This is a genomic window from Pseudomonas sp. UF-293 (assembly GCF_058245595.1).
Genome location: NZ_JBSICA010000047.1, coordinates 1 through 20,352, shown reverse-complemented (window position 1 = coordinate 20,352; position 20,352 = coordinate 1). Strand labels below are relative to the sequence as shown.

Below are 20,352 nucleotides of genomic sequence, written 5' to 3'. Positions count from 1 at the left end.
CTACATTTTGATCAGCAGTTACCATAAAAAAGGGCGAACCCTCACAGGTTCGCCCTTTTTGCATTTCACCAACTCAAATCACAGCTTGGCCTGCAGCAACGCTTCCAGCTTCTCCTGGTCGCGTGCGAACTGACGGATGCCTTCGGCCAGTTTCTCGGTGGCCATCGCGTCTTCGTTGGACAACCAGCGGAATTGCGCTTCGTTGAGGCTCAGACGCGCTTCACCGGCATTGCCCGGCGCCAGTTTGCGTTCCAGCTTGCCGGTGTCGGCAGCCAGCTTCTCCAGCAGTTCCGGGCTGATGGTCAGGCGATCACAGCCGGCCAGTTGCTCGATCTGGTTGATGTTACGGAAGCTCGCACCCATGACCACGGTCTTGTAGTCGTTGGCCTTGTAGTAGTTGTAGATGCGCGTCACCGACTGCACGCCGGGATCATCGGCGCCTGTGTAGTCGTTGCCGTTGGCTTTCTTGTACCAGTCGTAGATACGGCCCACGAACGGAGAAATCAGGAACACCCCGGCATCGGCGCAGGCGGCGGCCTGGGCGAAGGAGAACAGCAGGGTCAGGTTGGTCTGGATGCCTTCCTTTTCGAGGATCTCGGCAGCGCGAATGCCTTCCCAGGTCGAGGCGATCTTGATCAGCACGCGGTCGCGGCCGACGCCGGCCTTGTCGTACAGCTCGATCAGGCGATGCGCACGCTTGAGGATCGCATCCTGGTCGAAGGACAGACGCGCATCCACTTCGGTGGAGATGCGGCCCGGAACCACGTTGAGGATTTCTTTGCCCACTGCAACGCCGAAACGGTCGCTGGCCAGGCCGACATCGCCCTTGCAGTCGCGAACGCAATCGTTCAGCAGTTCGGCGTAGCCGTGAATGGCCGAGGCCTTGAGCAGCAGGGAAGGGTTGGTAGTGGCGTCGACCGGTTTGACTCGGGCGATCGCTTCGAAGTCGCCGGTGTCGGCAACCACGGTGGTGAACTGTTTGAGTTGTTCCAGCTTGGAAGTCATGGGCGTGCTCTATCCTATGGGTCTGAAGACATTACCCGAGCGCTGACGGGCACTCAAGGGTGCATTCGTGGATCGATGGCCCCTGCGGCAACAACCTGAAAACGATTGTTTGAAAGGTGGGGCGCGGTGTCGCTGAATACGATGCCAAAACAGCCCACAGGTTCAAAGCAACCGACCTGTGAACAGACCGGTTACCCAAGACCTACTCAGCGTTCAGCAAACCTTCCACGGATAACCGCGCCGGTTTTGGCTGGCCGTCGGAGGTGAGAAAGCCGAAGTTCTTCTCGCGATCGTTGCTGCCTGAATCACTGTTCCTCCATTCATAGATAGAGGTCAGGGGAATGTTCAGGCGTTTAACGTCGGTAATAAACGCGTTGATCCTGGTCGCTTGTCCCTCAGGACCGCCGTTGGAGGCGAGTGCCGATACCCCCCATTCACTGATGACCCCCGGCAGATTGAAGTTCTGCTGGATGAAGGTCTGGGCGTTGCTGATCTGCGTGGCGGTCATCCCATAAGGATGATACGAAACCGCGTTGAGGCATTTCGGGTAATCGCTGACGATACTTTTCATCGCCACCGTCGACGCCGAGCCCGCGCTCGGCGGCCGGGCGAAGCCGAAGCCGACCCGTGGGGTCGATTGCGGCTGACCTTCGAAGGCCTTGCACATGCCAGCCATGAACGGCACGAAGGTTGTGTCGAAATTGCGCGTCGGCCAATAGGTTTCCAGGTCCGGCTCGTTCCAGATTTCGATCGCCACCAATTGCGAGTTCCAGGATTTTTCCAGCCCGGTCACAGTGTTGGCGAACTTACTGCCGGCGGCGTTCAGCTCTTCGGGCGAAGTCGCCGGCAATGCCTTGATCGCGCGCACCGTCAGCAGCACCGGCAGGCCGGCGGAAGCGGCGGCGGCGAAGGCATCGCTGACCTGTTTCTGATAAGTCTTGGCGGTGAGGCTGTCGCTCCACACACCGAAGCGCACAAAGCTGAAGCCTGCCGCTTTGATTTGCGCGGCATCGGCGGCGGTGAAGCTCTGGATCTTCACCTGCACGCCGATGGTTTTCGCTGGAAGGTTGGGGAACAGCTCACTGGCGTGAACCTGGCTGGTCGCACCGAGCGCCATCAGGGCAAGGGCGGCGAGTTTATTGCGCTGTGCTGTTTTCATGTCTGCTCTCCTGAAGAGAATGACAACTACGAATATTTATCCCGTTACTCAATTTCCGATAACGGTGATGGCACTAAGTGCGCGAATGTTATTTTTTGTCAGGAAAACAGCAACTGAAAATCACAGTTATTTTTAGTCCGCTAATTGTGGTTGGGGCGGCTTAAAACGCTGTGGTACTTAATGTTCCTGTACTAACAGGGCGAAGCTATTTCTGAGTGCAGGAAAGTCGCGAGGGTTCATTAACTTTCACGGCATGTTGGCTGTTTGATATTACACAGGAAAGCAAGACTTGTTCAAAAAGATCCTCGTTGTCTGCGTGGGCAATATATGCCGAAGTCCGACGGCTGAACTGCTGCTGCGCAACGCGCTGGGCCCGTCCGCCATCACCGTGTCCTCCGCCGGCCTGTCCGCCCGCGTGGGCGAGGGCGTGGAAGCCTCGGCGCGACAGGTTCTCGAAGAGCGCGGGCATTGCGCCGAGGCCTTCAAGGCGCGGCAACTGACCTCGGACATCGTCAATGACTCGGACCTGATCCTGGTCATGGAAAAGGCCCACGTCAATCAAGTGCTGAAGATTGCCTCGCACGCCAGAGGCAAAGTGTTTCTGCTCGGTAAATGGCAGAGCGAGCGCGAAATACATGATCCGTATCGTCAAGGCAAAGCCGCGTTTATTCATGCCCACGCATTGATTGAAGATGCTGTTAGTTCATGGGCGAAGCGTCTCGGGCATTGATGAATCTTCTTCAGAACAGTAAGTGGTAAGAACAGACTTATGCAGTTACCGTCCGTAATCGGCACCCGCGACAATGATCAAGACAGTATTGATCTGCTCGGCATCTTCGGCAGCCTGATCGACCAGAAGTGGCTGATCGGCGCGCTGACCGGTGCCTTCATGGTCACCGGCGTCGCCTATGCGGTTCTGGCGACGCCCGTGTACCTGGCGAACGCGCTGGTGCAGGTCGAACCGAAAAAGAACGACATGCTCGGTTTCTCCGATCTCAACAGCATGCTCGGTGGGCAATCGCCGTCGGTGACCGAAATCGGCATCATCAAATCCCGCGCGGTGATCGGCAAAACCGTTGACGACCTGCGCCTGGATATCGACGTCACCCCCAACACGTTCCCGTTGATCGGCGGCTTCCTTTCGCGGCGCTATCGCGGTGACAGCGAGACCAGCGTCGCGCCGCCGCGCTTCGGTTTGACCAGTTATGCCTGGGGCGGCGAGCGTCTGGAATTCAATCGGCTGCAATTGCCGAAAGATTTGCTCGGCAAGAAACTCACCCTGATCGCCGGCGAGCAGCAGCGCTTTGAGCTGTTCGATGAAAACGACAATCTGCTCGCCGAAGGCGTGGCCGGCGAAGCGTTTGCCAACGACGGCGTGGAAGGGCAGATCGCTCAGTTAGCGGCCAACCCCGGTACGCGTTTTCAAGTGGTGCGCAATCCCCGCATTGTGACTATCCAGGGCTATCAGGACGCGCTGGATATTTCCGAACAAGGCAAGGAGTCGGGCATCATTCGTCTGGCGCTGGCCAGCTCCGACGCGGCCGAAGCGGTGAAGATCCTCAACAAGATCGCCTCGCTCTACGTCGAGCAAAACGTACGCCGCACCTCGGCGGAAGCCGCGCAGAGCCTCGCGTTTCTGCAGAGCCAGTTGCCCCAGGTCAAGCGTGATCTGGCCAAGGCCAGCGACGCCTTGAATGCCTACCAGACCCACGGCAAGACCGTGAACATCTCGCTGGAAACCCAGTCGGTGCTGGGCCAGTCGGTGGCGCTGGAAACGCGCATCTCCGAGCTGAAAATGCAGCAGGCCGAACTCGATCGCAAGTTCACCAAACAGCATCCGGCCTATCGCGCCTTGATGACGCAGATCGGCGAATTGACCCAGCAGCAGAAATCCCTCGAAGGCAAGGTTCAGGACTTGCCGGCTACTCAGCAGGAATTGCTCAACCTGACCCGCGACGTCGAGGTGGCTTCGCAGATCTACACGCAGTTGCTGAACAAATCCCAAGAACTCGACATCGTCCGCGCCGGGGCCGTCGGCAACGTGCGCCTGATCGACACTGCCGATGTCGACCTGACCAATCCGATCAAACCGAAGAAACCACTGATCGTGCTGATCGCGACATTGCTCGGCGCGTTTGTCGGCGTGGCGCTGGTGCTGCTGCGCAAATCCCTCAGCCGTGGCCTTGAAGGCCCGGAAGGCATCGAGCAGTTGGGCCTGCCGGTTTATGCGTCGATTCCCTACAGCGCCTTGCAGGAAGAAGAGGACAACAAAAAGGGCCGCGCCCGCGACGGCGTCGACAAGCCGGCGTACCTGCTGGCGCTGCGCAACCCGACCGATCTGTCGATCGAATCGATCCGCAGCCTGCGCACCTGCCTGCACTTTGCCGGGCTCGATTCGACCAACAATCGCATCATGATTTCCGGGCCGAGCCCGCAGGTCGGCAAGACCTTTGTTTCGTCCAACCTTGCAGCGGTCATGGCCCTGAGCGGCCAGCGTGTAGTGCTGATCGATGCCGATATGCGCAAAGGGCACCTGCACAAAACCCTCAACACCCCGATCAGCAATGGTTTGTCCGACCTGCTGGTCAAGCGCTGCACCCTTGAGCAGGCGATCAACAAAGTCGAAGTCGACAACCTGCATTTCATCAGCCGGGGGCAAGTGCCGCCCAATCCTTCCGAGCTGCTGATGCACGCCAACTTCCGCGAACTGCTGGCAGAACTCAGCGAGCGCTACGACCTGGTGATCATCGACACGCCGCCGCTGCTGGCGGTGACGGATGCCGCCATCGTCGGTCGCGAGGCTGGGATCAGCCTGATCGTCACCCGCTTCGGGGTGAACCCGGCCAAAGAGATCGAACTGACCATTCGCCGCTTCGCCCAGAACGGCATCGAGTTGAAAGGCGCGGTGTTCAACGGCGTCGAGAAACGCGCGGCCAGCTATTACGGCGGCACTGGCTATTACAACTACGAATACGCGTCCGACAAATCCTGATGGTTGCCGATTGTTCTTTCCTGTTTGAAGTGGGTGAGTTGTGAAAAAAATACTGCACGTGGCAGAGACGATCAAAGGTGGCGTGGCGACGGTGATCCGCACGATCTCGGCATCCCCAGAAGACGACGCAGCGAATTATCAACTGGTCTATCTGGTACCCGAGGATCAGGCCAAGGAGCTGCACGGCATCGCCCCGCAACAAGTGCGCACCTTCCCGCGCAGCGGCCGCAACGTGCCTTCGCTGCTGCGTTTCGCCTGGCGTCTGAGGCAGGTGCTGCTAAAGGAAAAACCCGACGTGGTGCATTTGCACAGCACCTTTTCCGGAGTGATCGGCCGTGTTGTGTGCGTGCTGTTGCGACCATGGCGCAAGCCGAAAATCGTCTACTGCCCGCACGCGTTTTCGTTCCTGATGGAAAGCTCGCCGACCAGGCAGAAGGTCTATGCGTGGATCGAGCGCGTGCTGCAGAAAGTCACCGACGTGATCATTTGCGTCAGCCAGTACGAGCTGGATAAAGCCGCGCGTTTCGGCATCGAGCGCAAGCGCATGAAGCTCATCTACAACGGCATTCATCACAAGGATGACGCGCCGAAAAGCGCTGGCGCCGAGCCGATTCATCTGCTGTTCGTCGGGCGGCTGGATTACCAGAAAGGCTTCGACGTGCTGCTCAAGGCCTACGCCAAGGTCAATCGCAACGACCTCAAACTGACGGTGGTTGGCAGTGCAGTCAACGAGGATTCGGTCGAGTGCCCGCCGATGGATTCGGTCGAGTACCTGCCCTGGGTGACTCCGAGCGAAGTGCAGGCGCTGTATCAGAAGGCCGATGCGCTGATCGTGCCGAGTCGCTGGGAAGGCTTTGCCATGGTGCCGCTGGAAGGCATGGCCATGGGGCTGCCGGTGATCGCCAGCAACTGCACCTCGCTGCCGGAACTGGTCACCAACGAAGTGTCCGGCTACGTCTTCCCGTCCGGTGATCACCAGGCGCTGGCCGATGTTTTGACGATCATCCAGAAGCCGCGCCTGCTCGACCTCGGCAACGAAGGCCGGAGCATTGTCCGCGAACGTTTCAGCGCCGCGTTGATGATCCGTCAGACCTACGACCTGTATCACGCTCCCACTTATTAAGTAGAACTCAAGCTTATGAACGTAACGATTTTGCATGGCTACAGTGCGTCCAACTCCGGTGACGGTCTGCTCGTCGATCTGGCCATTGCTCTGGTGCAGCGTAACTTCGGTGACGACACCGCGATCAGTGTCGTGGCGTCCGATCCCGAGTCGTTCAATTACTTGCCGCACCCGCGTTTCGATGCGCCGGTGATGGCGGCCAAAGGTCTGGGTCGGGTCAAGCAAGCGGTGTTTCTCAATCAGTCCTACGCCGGGCTCGCCGATCTGCTGAAGAAAACCGATCTGATCGTCGGTGTCGGCGGCGGTTACATGCGCTCGAAAAGTGCCTTCGAGCACATCAAGCTGAAGCTCGGCCACGCCAAGCAACTGGAAACCGCGATCCTCAGCAAAGTGCCGTCGGTGTACCTGCCGCAGAGCATCGGCCCGTTCCACGGCGAGAGCAGCAAGATTGTCGAGCACTACGCCAGTGCCGATGCAGTGTTCGTGCGCGACAACCGCTCCTCGGCCATATTCGACGCTTGCGAAAACGTCTACCGCGCGCCCGATCTGGCCGTGCAGTCGCTGGCGAGCAAGATTCTTCAGCAACCGAAATTCACCCGCTGCGCCGCCTCGCCGGCGACGGTATGCGTGGTGCTGCGCAAGCCGCCGGAGTGGAGCAAAGAAAAGAAGGTCGCCTACGTGGCCAATCTGAAACTGCTGCTGCAGCGTCTGAAGAACAAGAGCAAAGTGGTCTGCGCGGTGCAAAGCGCGGTGCGCGGCAACGATGACGGAGCGTTCTACCGCGAGCTGGGCATCAACGAAGACCTGCTGTCGCTGAAGGCAACCATCGCCAAGTACCAACCGGACCTGGTGATCTCGGTGCGTCTGCACGGCGCCATCGAATCGCTGCTCTCCGGCGTGCCGGCGTATCACATCAGCTACGAGCGCAAAGGCTTTGGCGCCTATCAGGACATGGGCGTCGAGGACTGGGTGATCAATGGCGGCAACATCGACGTCGACACCATCATCAACACCGTTTACGCGCCCAATGCGCTGGCGGATTTCGGCAAGCGCCTGACCGACACCTGCCGCGAAATCGAAGCGAAAACCGTGGCCATGGACGAAATCATCAAGGGTGTCGTTCGATGATATTTCGGCTGTTGCTTCGCGGCGGAGCCTTGGGCGCGAAGTTCTTGCTGGTGTTGGCCATCACCCATTACCTCGGTTACGAGGCGCTGGGTTTTTATGGCGTGGTGGTCGCGGCTTCGCTGATCGCATCGAAGTTCTACAGCGTCGGCTTCAGTTCCGAAATCAACCGGCTGATCAGCGTCGGCGGCAGTTCGCGCCGAGTGGTCGACAAGGTTCTGCTGCTGTATCTGGCGGTGGGGCTGTTGTTGTCGGTGCTGACGGTGCTGGTCTATTCGCTGTTCCAGTCGGTGGAAGCAACCGCCACGTTGATCCTTTGCGTGACCCTGGTGCTGCTCACCGAACACCTGTCGTTCGAAATCAATTCCTTCGTGTTTTCTGCGCAGAAAGCCACCGCCGGCGCTCTGCTGTTCTTCATCAAGACCGGCCTGTGGGCGGTGTTGGCGGTGGGCGGCATGGTGCTTGGCTGGGTCGCGGGCATCGCCAGTGTGTTATGGCTGTGGGTCGCCGCCAACGTGCTGGTGATCATCGCCGGTTACCTGATCGTGGTGAACGTGCACAAGGGCCGCGAAGCAGCGGCACTGGACACCGCGACGGTGTGGAAGGCCGGGTTGCCGTTCTATCTCGGCACCGGTTTGATTGCGCTGAGTCAGTACGCCGAGCGCTTTCTGATCATTGACCTGGAGCCCTACGCCAGCCTCGGTAAATACGTGTACGCGTGGTCGGCGGCCAACACTTTGCAGGCGTTGTCGTATGCGGTGGTGGCAGTGGTCGGCATTCCGGTGCTGGCCAAGCGTTTCCAGGCCGATCAACAGGCGTTCACGGTCAGGCAACTGTTCGTCAACAAATGGGTGATGCGCTCGCTGGTGGTCTCCGCCGTTGTGGCCGTAGCGATCTATGTGTTTTTCAATGTGCTGCTCGATTACTTCGCCAGCAGCGTGCCGCGTCCCGACAACGCGCTACTCGCGATGCTGATCTTTTCCTTCGCCTTGCGGGCGATTGGCGACATTGTCTGGGGCGGTTTGATTGCCTCGAAAAACAGCCGGGTGTCGCTGGCCAGCGCGGCGCTCTGCCTGCTGATTTCAGTGCCGGTCAGCTATGTGCTGATCAAGCATTACTCGATCTACGGCGCGGCGTGGGGCAACGTTTTCGCCATCGTCGTGCAGCTCAGTGTGATTGCAGTGTTGACCCGTGTCACCGGCGCTAAGAAGGCTGCGCTGTCATGGGCCTGAAGCTGCCGCGCATTGAATTTCGCGGGCGCAAATTCGACTCGTCGATTTCCTTCCTGATTCTGTTCACCGGACTGTTTCTGTCAGTGGCGATGCCGCTGTTGGTGCCGCGTGATCCGGGGCCGGATGCGATGACCTTGTGGTCGTCGTATGCGCGTGCCGACAACTGCAATTTCTGGAACCCGTTCTCGCCGGATCGCTCGTCCTACGAGTGTTCTGCGTTCCTGCTGCGGCCCACCGGGATCAATCTGACCAATGCCTGGGCCTACGGCATGTTCTGCAATTTTTTCCTCACGGCAATTCCGGTGGTGGTGTTCCGGCGCATGCCGTTGACCATTTTCGGCACCCTGTGCCTGTGGGGCATCGTGCGCTCGTTTTTTCTCGAGAACCTGACCAAGGAAATCATTGTGTCGGTGGCGGTGTTGAGCATTCTGCTCAGCGCATTGACGCGCAAATATCGCGGCGGTTTTTTTCTCTCGGCGGTGATTTACGGTGTGCTGATCCGGCCCTACTGGATTTTGTTTTCGCTGTCGTGGGTCGGTGTCTGCGTGATGAAAAAGTACGTCTCGCGCTTCACCTTTTTTCTGATGCTGTTCCTGTTCTATCTGGCGGTGGCCATGGCTATTCAGCTGGCGCTGGGCTTTCCGGTGTCGTCAATCCGCGCGAGCAACAACGAGTTGCGCACGGCGGGCGAGGAGGGCTCCAAATCGCTGATCGTCTCCTGGCTCAGCGGCAGCGACTTCGTCTCCCAGGCGCTGGACTCGATGATCATTTTCTTCCGCCTGTCGTTTCCGGTGGAGCTGATTCTGCTGTCCGGGCCGGGGCAGGTGATCTTTGTTGCACTGATGATCATGACTGCACTGCTGCTGTTCAAAGTCATCACTTCGACCGACTACAAAGGCGCGCCGATCCAGACCAAACCCAAGGAACTGATCGCGATTCCGCTGGCGTTTCTGTTGGTGCAGGGCTTGTTCGAGCCGGACTTCGGCTCCTTCGCCCGTCACTTCTCGATGGTCGTGCCGGTGTTGTTCGTCGGCCTGGGATTGATGCTGCGCGCGAACAAACCGGTGCAGGTCGAATCAAGAATTCTCACTTAAGGCAGGTGCTCTATGTCGAGCAAGAAAAAATCCCTGGAGATCGAAACCCTGCGCGGCCTGGCGTGCCTGCTGCTGGTGCTCTATCACGTCATCGGCCCGCTGGGCGGTGGCTTGAAGATCGACATCGGCTCGCCGTTCCGGGTCATCGCCGACTCGATGGTGTACGTGCGCATGCCGCTGTTCACCTTTATCTCCGGCTACATCTATTCGATCTACAAGATTCGCGGCAATGACTTTGCCGCGTTCTTCGCTGGCAAGGTGCGGCGGCTGATCGTGCCGCTGTTCTGCGTCGGCGTGCCGTTTTCGGTGCTGCAAGCGGTGGGGCCGGGGGTGAACAAGGACGTCGGCGTGATCGATGCGTTGTTGTCGTTCTGGGTGCCGATCAACCACTTCTGGTTTCTGCAGGCGGTATTCAGCATTTTCATCTTCGTTGGCTTGCTGGAGTGGCGCGGCCTGCTGCGTTCGGCGACGCGGCTGTATGGCTTGTTTGCGTTTGCGGTGGTGTTGTTCCTGCTGCCGCCGTTGCCGCTGGACGCGTTCGGTATCAACGGTGCGATTTACCTGCTGCCGTTTTTCGTCGCGGGGATGATTGGCCAGGAAAATGTCGATGTTTTGAAGCAGCGTTTCAAAGTGCTCGGACCGCTGCTGTTTGTGCTGATTGCGCTGACGCTGTTGTATGTCGCGGCGATCGATCGTGAGCTGATTGTCGATCGCCGTAGCCTGATCGGTTTGACGGTGGGGTGTGTGTCTTGCATCGCGTTGCTGTCCAGTGACATGCGCTCGAAAGCGCTGACCTGGCTGGGCGGGTATTCCTATGCGATTTTCCTCTTTCATGTGCTGTTCGCAGCGACCTCGCGCTTTGTGCTGGGGCGCCTGGGCGTGAAGGATGAGAGCTTGCTGGTGCTCGGTGGTCTGAGTTGTGGATTGCTCGGGCCGGTACTGTTGGCGATGGTGTTCAGCCGGTTCAATTTCACCTCGGTGCTGTTCCTTGGCGAGCGCGCGGCGAAGAAGAAAGCGCCGGTGATTGTGGCTCCGGTGGTGCAGACGCAATCATCCCTGTAGGAGCTGACGAGTGAAACGAGGCTGCGATCTTTTGATCTTTTGATCTTTTGATCTTTTGCCGTGGCTTGCGAAGATCAAAAGATCGCAGTCTCGTTGCACTCGTCAGCTCCTACAGTGGATCCGTGCAAGTCACACATCCTTGTGGGAGCGAGCCTGCTCGCGAAAGGGCCATCCCGGACAAAGGAAATATTCAATGATGCCAGTCGACGCCCCTCAACCAGTCGCCACCTCGGCCATCACGGTAGACGATGCCCGCCAGCGCTTTGCGCAATGGCGCGAGGGCAAGGCCGGCAAGGTGCTGGCGGTTTCGGTGATCGGTGACAGCTACACCGCCGGGCAGGATTTCTATCTGAACAAGCTGGTGCAGCGAGTGGCCGCCGAGGTGGGTTTCGCCGGCCCCGGTTACGTCGGTTTCAACCACGGCGCGGCGCTGGGCGGCACGCACTTCAAATACACCCGCAGCAGCGATAAATACTTCGGCGGCGGCTGGAAGGTTTCCGAGCTGGGCCAGGCCAGCCCGGACAGTCGCACGATCAGCGGCAAACCGGGCGCCTGGTTGCAAGTCGAGGCCAGCCCTTCGCCGCGCATCGATACCACGCTCACTCAGGCGAAACTGTTGTATCTGGGCAGCGGCGAAGCCGACGAGCTGCGCTATCGCTGGTCGCCCGCGCAAGCCTGGCAACCGTTGAAGCTCGCAGGCTCAGGCGTTCAGGAAGTCGCGCTGGCCGGCAATCCATCAGCCGCAGACTGGTCATTCAGACTGGAAGTGGTGAAGGGCGCGCCCACGTTGTTCGGCCTTTGGATGACGAATGATGAGAAGGGCATTCGGGTGTCGAAACTGGCGGCCTCCGGCGCGGCATCGGCGGATTTCTATCACGCCGATCGACAGTGGCAGACGCAATGGAAAACCGTGGTGTCGAAGATCCCGGCCGACGTTTACCTGATCATGCTCGGCGGCAACGATCAGGGCTTCGGCGTCAAACCTGCGCAGTACCTGCAAAACGTTCAGGGCCTGGTGAGCATGCTGCGCGAGATTCAGCCAGCGGCGAGCATCAACCTGATCATGCGTCAGGACACCACGCGTTCCAGCGCTTACCCGATGTCAGCCTATGCACAGGTGCTCGAACCGTGGGCGCGTGAGCAGCAGCTCGGTTTTGCCAACCTGCAATGCGCATTCGGCCCCGACGTCAAACGCTACGCCAGCGCGATGATCGGCCCGGACAAGATTCATCCGTTGCCGGCCACGGGCGGGAAGGTGATTGCCGATTATTTTTATGGCTGGATCATGGGCGCCAACGACCGTTGCGACAAACCCCCGTTGTAGGAGCTGACGAGTGAAACGAGGCTGCGATCTCTTGATCTTCACTGCGATCCGAAAAGATCGCAGCCTCGTTTCACTCGTCAGCTCCTACAGGTTGTTCATGCCGATGCGAAGCTGTCGACTTGTTCGAGTAACTCCGCAAGTTTCTGCGGCATCAACCGCGCATCACAACGGGTCTCGACGTTGATGATGATCGCCGGATCGTTGCAGCAGATGCGCACGCGAAAGCGCCAGTCGCAGAAAATCACTTTCAGACCATCGCGGTCATCCATTTCCAGTGCCTGTTCGCCATATAGCGCCTTGAGATGCGCGAGCAGCGGATAGGGATTACGCAGCGGCCGGCGAATATCGCCGGACGCAGGGAACACACCGATCCGCTCCACCAGCAGAATCGTGCCCAGCCAGGTTTCGTTGGCGCTGGGCAGCGGTTGATGGCGCGACAACCAGCTCATCACCCCGAGGTTGCCCACCTCACGCTCAATCTCTGTCGAATGTTGTGCAATGTTCATGGTTGCCTGCCTCTGGTGGTGGGGGAGCCGTCTCAGCGGCCCTTGAGGTACACGTTGTCGTAGCAGAAGTTGGTCGCTTGCAAGTAACCCTCGGCGTCGCCGCAGTCGAAGCGTAGGCCTTTGAATTTGTAGGCCAGCACGCAGCCGTTCTGCGCCTGTTTCATCAGTGCGTCGGTGATCTGGATTTCGCCGCCCTTGCCCGGTTCGGTGTCGGCAATCAGGTCGAAGATGTCCGGGGTGAGGATGTAGCGCCCGATGATTGCCAGGTTCGACGGCGCGTCCTGCGGCGCCGGTTTTTCCACCATGTTGTTGACCCGGTAGATGCCCTCGGAAATCAGCTCACCGGCAATCACCCCATACTTGTGAGTCTGGTCGGCGGGGACTTCCTGAATGGCGACGATCGAGCAGCGGAATTTCCTGTACAGCTGAATCATCTGCGATAGCACACCGTCGCCTTCCAGGTTCAGGCACAGGTCGTCGGCGAGCACCACGGCAAACGGCTCGTCACCAATCAACGGGCGGCCACTGAGAATTGCGTGGCCCAGGCCTTTCATTTCCACCTGACGGGTGTAGGAAAAGGTGCAGGTGTCGATCAGCTCGCGGGTGCCGGCGAGGAATTTCTCTTTCTCGGTGCCGCGAATCTGGTGCTCGAGTTCGTAGCTGATGTCGAAGTGGTCTTCCAGCGCGCGCTTGCCCCGGCCGGTGACGATGGCCATGTGTTGCAGGCCGGCGTCCCGTGCTTCTTCAACGGCATATTCAATCAACGGCTTGTTGACGATCGGCAGCATCTCTTTCGGCATGGCTTTGGTCGCCGGCAAGAAACGCGTGCCGTAGCCGGCAGCGGGGAACAAACATTTACGAATCATAAAAGTATCCTGGACAGTCATGGAACACAGGCGACGGTTGCGCACCACAAAGTGGTGGCAAGTTTCAATGATTATTGAAGGCTTACTTTAATACCCGAGTCAGGTTGTTGCTGGCAATTAGTTGCGCTGTTAAAAAGCGCTAATGTTATGAGATGTCGACTACTTGGTTATAAGTTATTTTTAGTCGGTATCTGTCGATAGTGAGAAGTATCCAGGGAGTGCTAATAAGTACTCGTCAAACAGTTTGACCGGCAAAAATAATTATTGCCAGTGGTTGAACTAAATTTGTTTGAGGTTGTTGTCGCCCTGTTTGTGTGAATTGCTCCGCATATCCACCAGGCATGGCTTGACACGCTACCGGGTACTTATTCAATGACGGACCGCGCTATGAAGATTCTGGTAACGGGTGGCGCCGGCTATATCGGCTCGCATACCACACTTGCATTGCTCGAAGCAGGTTATGAAGTTGTCGTTCTGGATAATCTTTGTAACAGCAGCGACGCAGCACTTCACGCCGTTGAAGCCATTTGCGGCAAAAGTGCATGGATGATTCGCGGCGATGTCTGCGATCGGCCGCTGCTCGACCGGATTTTCCGCGAGCATCAGATCGACGCCGTGCTGCACTTCGCCGGGCTGAAAGCCGTGGGTGAGAGTGTGCGCAAGCCGCTCGAATACTACGAAACCAACGTCGGCGGCAGCATCACCCTGTGTCAGGCGATGGCGGCGGCGGGGGTGTTCCGGCTGGTGTTCAGTTCTTCGGCGACGGTGTACGGCGAGCCCGAAGAGATGCCGATTCGCGAGGATTTTCCTACGGGCAATCCGACCAATCCCTACGGCCAGTCCAAGCTGATCGTCGAGAACGTGCTGCGCGACCTGAGCCTCGCCGAGCCGCGCTGGAGCATTGCGCTGCTGCGCTACTTCAACCCGATCGGCGCCCACGCCAGCGGGCATATGGGCGAAGACCCCAACGGCATCCCGAACAATCTGGTGCCGTATATCAGCCAGGTTGCGGTCGGCAGCCTGCGCGAACTGTCGATTTTCGGCAACGATTACCCGACCGCCGATGGCACCGGTGTGCGCGATTACATCCATGTCGTCGATCTGGCGGATGGGCATTTGAAAGCGTTGCAGTCGATCAGCGAGCGCACCGGCATCCACACCTGGAACCTCGGCACTGGCGATGGCTACAGCGTGCTGCAAGTGCTGCATGCCTTCGAGCAGGCCTGCGGGCGGCCGGTGCCGTACCGGATGATGCCGCGCCGTGCCGGTGACATTGCCGAGAGTTTTGCCGATGCTTCGAAAGCGGCGAAAGAACTCGGCTGGAAAGCCACGCGCAACTTGCAGGACATGGTTGCCGACACTTGGCGCTGGCAATCGAATCATCCCAATGGTTATTCGCGATGATGGCCATTTAGTCCGATGTTAGTTTCAGTCAGGTTGTTAGATAACGTCGGGAAATTACACTGGCAATGCCATTTGCAAGTCCGTAGATATAAACCTGCCGTTCGACTTTAGCAGCTGCACAGGACTGTGGAAGAACAACGGATCTTGTTCGCGCTCTTTGCGGACTTGAAAGCTACCAGCTCTGACACAGATCTGTTTTTTAACAGTTCGAATGTTAGAAAGGAGTTGTTATGAAGAAAGTGATGGCAGTTGCCCTGTTGACGATGTTGAGCAACTGGGCTGCCGCCGCTGAAGCGCCGTTGACAGCGGTAACCAATGTAGGTGGCAGTGTGGCGGCTTCGCAAGCGCCCGCGGCCAGTACTGCAATGGTTGCCAGTGCTGTAGCGGCGTCCAACAGCGGTGGCAGTGCCAACGGCGGTACCACCGGTACGACAGGTACCACCGGTACAACCGGCACGCATAACTAACAGGAACATTTGTTAGTGCAGTACAGAGTCGCCCGACGCAAGTCGGGTGACTTTGTTTTTTGGATTCGCCCTTGAATAGCGTAGTGCCATTATGACTCGTAGTGTTTATCTTTTAATGTTGGCAAGTCTCGCTTTGCAAGGTTGCATGTTTTCCCCCGGCCAGTACCTGAGCACCAGCGATATCACCCGCCAGGGTGCCAGCGAAAGCAGTCGGGTCGAGCTGATTCCGATCACCCCGAAGCTGATCGCCATGAACCGCGCCACGCAGAAGCGTGAGTCGCTGCCGGCGGAGCTGTTGGTGACGCCAGCGGAATACCGCATCGGCAACAACGACGTGCTGTACATCACCGTCTGGGATCACCCGGAGCTGACCGCGCCCTCTGGCGCGCAACAACAGATCGATGCCAACGGCCGTCTGGTGCGCTCCGATGGCACGCTGTATTACCCGTTCATCAAGGAAGTCCAGGCCGCCGGCCGGACCATCCAGCAACTGCGCGCGGACATCGAACAGCGCCTGTCGGCATTCATCGCCGAGCCGCAGGTCGACGTCGCGGTGTTGCGCTTCGCCAGCCAGAAAGTCGTGGTCACCGGCGCCGTGACGAAGGCCGGCCCGCAAGCGATTTCGACCAATCCGCTGAGCGTGGTCGAGGCCCTTGGTTCCGCTGGTATCGACACTAACAATGCCGACTTGTCCGGGCTGTTGCTGACGCGCAACGGGCGCGTCTATCCGCTCAATCTCGATTCGCTCAATCAGCAGGATTCCGAACTGCAGAACGTCTACCTCAAGGGCGGCGATCAGCTGTATCTGCCGTACAACGACAACAAGCGCATCTACGTCATGGGCGAGGTCAACCAGCCACGCGCGCTGAGCTTCAAGACCGCGACCATGAACCTGTCCGACGTGCTCGGTTCGGTCGGTGGCCTGAGTCAGACCAGTTCCAACGGCAACGCGGTGTACGTGATTCGCGGCGTGGAAAATCTCGACGTCGAGCCAGCCAAGATCTATCAGCTCGAAGCCGAATCGCCGACCGCCATGGCGCTGGCCTCGCACTTTCAGGTGCGGCCGCAGGATGTCGTCTACGTCGGTCCGGCCAACGTTACTCGCTGGAACCGTTTCATCAGCCAGTTGGTGCCGTCGGCGTCGATTGTCGGCACCGGGGCTTCGGCAGCGAAGAACTGGAGCGAATACAGCAACAACAGCAAATAAGGCCGCCCGACTGTGAACCTATTGAAAGTGGGCGTCTGCCTGATGGCGGCCTCGTTGCTGTGCGGCTGTAACCCGCTGATGAGCGCGTCGCTGAACAACCTCAAAGCCGCCGTCGTCGGCCCCGACGAGGTTGATGTGACAGCGGCTGAGGTCGCCGGGGTCAACTACCCGCAACTGAAACTGACCACGCCCTCCGGCTCAGGCGTGCTGGCGCTGGTGCGCGATCGTGAAGACCTGCAATTCTGGGTCGCCTCCGGCAAGCAGGTTTTGCTGCTGCGCGATGGCCTCGCCGTGCGCAGTATCGGCCTCGGCCTGGAAGGCGATCTGGATGGCACCCGGCTGGCCGATGATTCGCCGTTCAAGCACGGTCTGCATCATGTCGCCGACGGTTTCACCACGCGGCGCTGGATCGATCTGTACAAAGGCCAGGAAGTCGGCGTGATCGTCAACAGCCGCTTCTCGCGCCGCTCCACCGAGACCCTGGAAATTCTCGACAAGGCTTACTCGGTGCTGCGCGTCGATGAGCAGATCGACGCGCCGGCCATCGGCCTCAGCGCGACCAACCGTTACTGGGTCGACCCGCGCGACGGTTTCATTCTGCAAAGTGAGCAACAACTGACCTCGCAACTGCGCGTCAAGCTGGTGCAATTGACACCTGATCGCAGGCATCTGCCGTGAAGCGCTTAAGCCTTATCGCGGCGGGTCTTTTGCTGATCGCGGAGGCGAGTCAGGCCGCCGTTACTGTGTCCGGCGACGTCGCCAATCCCGGTCCGATCGCATTGCCGCCGGGCGGCCGCCTGCTCGATGTGATCAGCGAAGCCGTGCCCAATGCCGAAGGCTACTGGCTGGCGGGCGGCTTGTTGCGCCAGTCGCTGATCGAGGAGCAGACGCGGCTCAAGGTCGGCGTGTTGTTCGATCTCGAGGTGCTGCAGCGCATGGCAACGCTGTTCGACCGGCCGAGCCGCGCAGCACTGGCGCAGCGAATTGCTGAAGAAGTCCGGCAAATGCCAGTGACCGGACGGCAGATCGCTGACCTAGATCCGGTGGCCGTGGAAGTCGGCTTCGCGCGCAACATTCGCCTGGATGACGGCGATCGGCTGATCTATCCGAAACGGGTTGATGAAGTGCAGGTGTTGGGCGCGGTCACCGAGCCATGCCACTTGCCCTATCAGCCGTTGCAAGAGGCCCGCGAATATCTCGAAGGCTGCTCGATTCTCGACGATGCCGAGGCCGATTACCTGTGGTTGATCCAGCCGAACGGCGTGTCGCGGCGCGTTGGCATCGCGCACTGGAATCGCGAGTCCGGGCAGTTTCCGGTGGCCGGTAGCAGGATTCTGGTGCCGATAAAAAATGATGATCTTGATCCGCCTCTTCCTGAATTGAATCAGCAGTTGGCCGAATTCATTGCCACGCAGCTGGCCGAGGTGGTTCGTTGAAGTTACGTTTTGCAGCTGTGTTGTTATTGCCCTGCGGTCTGGCCCACGCCGAGCCGCGCATCACCCAGAATGACTTCGGTGGCGCCGGTCTGTTGCAGACGCCGACGGCGCGCATGGCCCCGGCCGGCGAGTTGAGCGTCAATGCCAACCGCACCGATCCGTACAGCCGCTACAGCGTGTCGTTGCAACCGCTGGACTGGCTCGAAGGTTCTTTCCGCTACACCGCGATCACCAACCGGCCGTACGGCTCGGAGGCCCTCAGCGGCAGTCAAAGCTATAAGGACAAGGCGGTCGACGCCAAGGTACGCCTGTGGCAGGAAAGCCACTGGGCGCCGGAAGTGGCGCTGGGCTTTCGAGATATCGGTGGTACCGGTTTGTTCTCCAGCGAATTCTTCGTCGCCAACAAGCGCTTCGACAATTTCGACTTCAGCGCCGGCATCGCCTGGGGCTACATCGGTAATCGCGGCGACTTCGACAACCCGCTGGGCTACGTCAGCAGTCGCTTCGATACGCGCCCGGCGCTGGAAGGCACCGGTGACGTCAACTCCGGCTCGTACTTTCGCGGCAAGCCTTCTCTGTTCGGTGGCGTGAGCTACCAGACGCCGTGGGATCGGCTGAGTCTGAAGCTGGAATTCGAAGGCAACGACTACAAGAACGAGCCGAAGGACAACGAGATCAAACAGGACTCGCCGATCAACCTCGGCGCGGTGTTCAAGGTGACCGATTCGATCGACCTGAGCGCTGCGTGGGAGCGGGGCAATACGGCGATGTTCGGCGTGACCTTTCACACCAATTTCGTCAGCCGCAAGGCGCCGGCCAAGACCTACGATCCGACCCCCGAACCGCTGCCGACGAAGGCGCCGACGACCTCGATGGAACAGGTCAACTGGGCCGATGTGTCGCGGCGTCTGCAGCAGAATGCCGGGTACAAGGTCGAGCGCATCAGCCAGCGCGATTCCGAACTGATCGTCTATGGCGAGCAGCAACGGTATTTCCATTCGTCCAAGGCTGTCGGCCGCGCGAGCCGTATTCTCGACAACAGCGTCAATGACGACATCGACTGGTTCACCGTGGTCAACAAGCGCTATGACTTGCCGCTGGAAGAAACCAGCCTGCCGCGCCAGACCTTCCGCGAAGTGATCAACAACGAGGAGCCTCTGAAGTCGCTGCACCGCACCACCGAAATCAACCCGGCGATGCCGCACAACGAGAAAACGCTCTACAGCGAAGCGCCGCAGCATTTCAGCTACGGCGTAGGCCTGGGCTTCAAGCAGAACGTCGGCGGCCCGGATGGTTTGCTCTATCAGTTCAGTGCTGACGCGGACGCGGAATATCGCTTCAACCGCAACACCTGGTGGAGCGGTTTGCTCAGCGCCAACCTGGTCAACAACTTCGACAAATTCGTCTACGACGCGCCGAGCGGATTGCCCCGCGTACGCACGGATCTGCGCCAGTACCTGACCACGTCAAACACGACCATGCCGTTGTTCCAGCTCAGCCATGCCGAGCAGTTGGACAAGGATCTGTACGGCATGGTGTACGGCGGCTATCTGGAATCGATGTTTGCCGGCGTCGGCGCGGAAGTGTTGTTCCGCCCGACTGGCGAGCGCTGGTCGCTGGGTGCGGATCTGAACTGGGTGCGCCAGCGTGATTTCGATCAGGGTTTTGCCTTGCGCGATTACTCGGTCGTGACCGGGCATATCACCGGCTATACCGACCTGCCGTTCGATACGCTGGCAGCGGTTAGTGTCGGGCGGTATCTGGCCGGGGACTGGGGCACCACCGTGGATATCTCGCGCGAGTTTTTCAACGGCGTGCGCGTCGGTGCCTGGGCGACCATCACCACGGCCAGCAGCGCCGAATATGGCGAAGGTAGTTTCGACAAAGGCCTGTACCTGTCGATCCCGTTCGACGAAATGATGAGCATGTCGACCATGCGCCGCGCCAACCTGGTCTGGGCGCCACTGACCCGAGATGGTGGTGCCAGACTGAACCGCAGCTATCAACTGCACTCGATGACCGATAGCCGGGAAGGGGACATGTTCTATCGCAATTTCGAGAAGATTACCGAGTAAGCGCTGGTCTATGGGAGCGAGCCTGCTCGCTCCCACAGTAAATCGGCATCACGCCACACATCCCGACCATAACCCAAACCCCTCTGTGGGAGTGTTACACCACAATTTCCCCCAAACCCTAACCCCTGTGGGAGCGGGCTTGCCCGCGAAGGCGCCGGCACATCCAGCATTTCCATCATCTGACCCAGCGCTTTCGCGAGCAGGCTCGCTCCCACTGTAAATCGGCATCACGCCACACATCCTAGTCATCACCCAAACCCCTGTGGGAGCGAGCC

18 protein-coding genes are annotated in these 20,352 nt (G+C 59.2%); 14 read left to right on the top strand and 4 right to left on the bottom strand.

What is annotated here, in order from left to right; all coding sequences use genetic code 11:
* Window positions 1-78: 78 nt before the first annotated feature.
* Both tal and AC4IHP_RS26870 read right to left on the bottom strand, forming a co-directional pair.
* Window positions 79-1,005 (bottom strand): transaldolase, encoded by a 927-nt coding sequence (gene tal / locus AC4IHP_RS26875; RefSeq protein ID WP_041477315.1) that lies wholly within the window; start codon window positions 1,003-1,005, stop codon window positions 79-81.
* A 202-nt stretch (window positions 1,006-1,207) separates the two neighbouring features.
* Window positions 1,208-2,164 carry a glycosyl hydrolase family 5 gene (locus AC4IHP_RS26870; RefSeq protein ID WP_490833183.1) on the bottom strand — a complete coding sequence of 319 codons (957 nt, stop codon included), beginning with the start codon at window positions 2,162-2,164 and terminating at the stop codon, window positions 1,208-1,210.
* A 289-nt stretch (window positions 2,165-2,453) separates the two neighbouring features.
* On the opposite strand from AC4IHP_RS26870, the gene AC4IHP_RS26865 reads away from it, so the two are divergent.
* The 8 genes from AC4IHP_RS26865 to AC4IHP_RS26830 all read left to right on the top strand — a co-directional run bounded on the left by AC4IHP_RS26865 (window position 2,454) and on the right by AC4IHP_RS26830 (window position 12,116).
* Window positions 2,454-2,894 (top strand): low molecular weight protein-tyrosine-phosphatase, encoded by a 441-nt coding sequence (locus tag AC4IHP_RS26865; protein WP_460120376.1) that lies wholly within the window; start codon window positions 2,454-2,456, stop codon window positions 2,892-2,894.
* Window positions 2,895-2,933: 39 nt separating this feature from the next.
* Window positions 2,934-5,156, top strand: a complete 2,223-nt coding sequence (locus tag AC4IHP_RS26860) for a polysaccharide biosynthesis tyrosine autokinase (RefSeq protein ID WP_490833182.1) — start codon at window positions 2,934-2,936, stop codon at window positions 5,154-5,156.
* A gap of 40 nt (window positions 5,157-5,196) precedes the next feature.
* Window positions 5,197-6,279 carry a glycosyltransferase gene (locus AC4IHP_RS26855; RefSeq protein ID WP_490833181.1) on the top strand — a complete coding sequence of 361 codons (1,083 nt, stop codon included), beginning with the start codon at window positions 5,197-5,199 and terminating at the stop codon, window positions 6,277-6,279.
* Between the two features lie 15 nt (window positions 6,280-6,294).
* Window positions 6,295-7,407, top strand: coding sequence for a polysaccharide pyruvyl transferase family protein (locus AC4IHP_RS26850; protein ID WP_434766183.1), 1,113 nt, complete (start codon window positions 6,295-6,297; stop codon window positions 7,405-7,407).
* Window positions 7,404-8,636, top strand: coding sequence for an MATE family efflux transporter (locus AC4IHP_RS26845; RefSeq protein WP_490833180.1), 1,233 nt, complete (start codon window positions 7,404-7,406; stop codon window positions 8,634-8,636). Before AC4IHP_RS26850 ends, AC4IHP_RS26845 begins: the two co-directional genes overlap by 4 nt.
* Complete coding sequence (locus AC4IHP_RS26840; RefSeq protein WP_016775461.1) at window positions 8,627-9,730, top strand: hypothetical protein; 1,104 nt, start codon at window positions 8,627-8,629, stop codon at window positions 9,728-9,730. Before AC4IHP_RS26845 ends, AC4IHP_RS26840 begins: the two co-directional genes overlap by 10 nt.
* Window positions 9,731-9,742: 12 nt before the next feature.
* The gene (locus tag AC4IHP_RS26835; RefSeq protein WP_490833179.1) at window positions 9,743-10,792 is read left to right on the top strand and encodes an acyltransferase family protein; all 1,050 of its coding nucleotides are present in this window, start codon (window positions 9,743-9,745) and stop codon (window positions 10,790-10,792) included.
* 193 nt (window positions 10,793-10,985) lie between these two features.
* The gene (locus AC4IHP_RS26830) at window positions 10,986-12,116 is read left to right on the top strand and encodes an SGNH/GDSL hydrolase family protein (RefSeq protein ID WP_490833178.1); all 1,131 of its coding nucleotides are present in this window, start codon (window positions 10,986-10,988) and stop codon (window positions 12,114-12,116) included.
* A gap of 95 nt (window positions 12,117-12,211) precedes the next feature.
* Here the strand turns inward: AC4IHP_RS26830 and AC4IHP_RS26825 are convergent, their stop codons facing one another.
* Entirely contained in the window at window positions 12,212-12,622 is a 411-nt protein-coding gene (locus tag AC4IHP_RS26825) for a phosphohexomutase domain-containing protein (protein ID WP_460120362.1), read from the bottom strand.
* Window positions 12,623-12,654: 32 nt separating this feature from the next.
* Window positions 12,655-13,488 (bottom strand): UTP--glucose-1-phosphate uridylyltransferase GalU, encoded by an 834-nt coding sequence (gene galU, locus AC4IHP_RS26820; protein ID WP_041477294.1) that lies wholly within the window; start codon window positions 13,486-13,488, stop codon window positions 12,655-12,657.
* A gap of 387 nt (window positions 13,489-13,875) precedes the next feature.
* Between galU and galE the strand changes: the two genes are divergently transcribed.
* The 6 genes from galE to AC4IHP_RS26790 all read left to right on the top strand — a co-directional run bounded on the left by galE (window position 13,876) and on the right by AC4IHP_RS26790 (window position 20,077).
* On the top strand, window positions 13,876-14,892 hold the full coding sequence (gene galE, locus AC4IHP_RS26815; protein WP_016775458.1) for a UDP-glucose 4-epimerase GalE: 1,017 nt from the start codon (window positions 13,876-13,878) through the stop codon (window positions 14,890-14,892).
* A gap of 230 nt (window positions 14,893-15,122) precedes the next feature.
* A complete protein-coding gene (locus tag AC4IHP_RS26810; RefSeq protein ID WP_016775457.1) occupies window positions 15,123-15,359 on the top strand; it encodes a hypothetical protein in 237 nt (78 codons plus the stop codon).
* Window positions 15,360-15,450: 91 nt separating this feature from the next.
* A complete protein-coding gene (locus tag AC4IHP_RS26805; RefSeq protein ID WP_172667912.1) occupies window positions 15,451-16,566 on the top strand; it encodes a polysaccharide biosynthesis/export family protein in 1,116 nt (371 codons plus the stop codon).
* Between the two features lie 12 nt (window positions 16,567-16,578).
* On the top strand, window positions 16,579-17,244 hold the full coding sequence (locus AC4IHP_RS26800; protein WP_490833177.1) for a YjbF family lipoprotein: 666 nt from the start codon (window positions 16,579-16,581) through the stop codon (window positions 17,242-17,244).
* Entirely contained in the window at window positions 17,241-18,002 is a 762-nt protein-coding gene (locus AC4IHP_RS26795) for a capsule biosynthesis GfcC family protein (protein ID WP_460120357.1), read from the top strand. The genes AC4IHP_RS26800 and AC4IHP_RS26795 overlap by 4 nt, the downstream gene beginning before the upstream one ends.
* On the top strand, window positions 17,999-20,077 hold the full coding sequence (locus tag AC4IHP_RS26790) for a YjbH domain-containing protein (protein WP_490833176.1): 2,079 nt from the start codon (window positions 17,999-18,001) through the stop codon (window positions 20,075-20,077). The genes AC4IHP_RS26795 and AC4IHP_RS26790 overlap by 4 nt, the downstream gene beginning before the upstream one ends.
* Window positions 20,078-20,352: the final 275 nt, after the last annotated feature.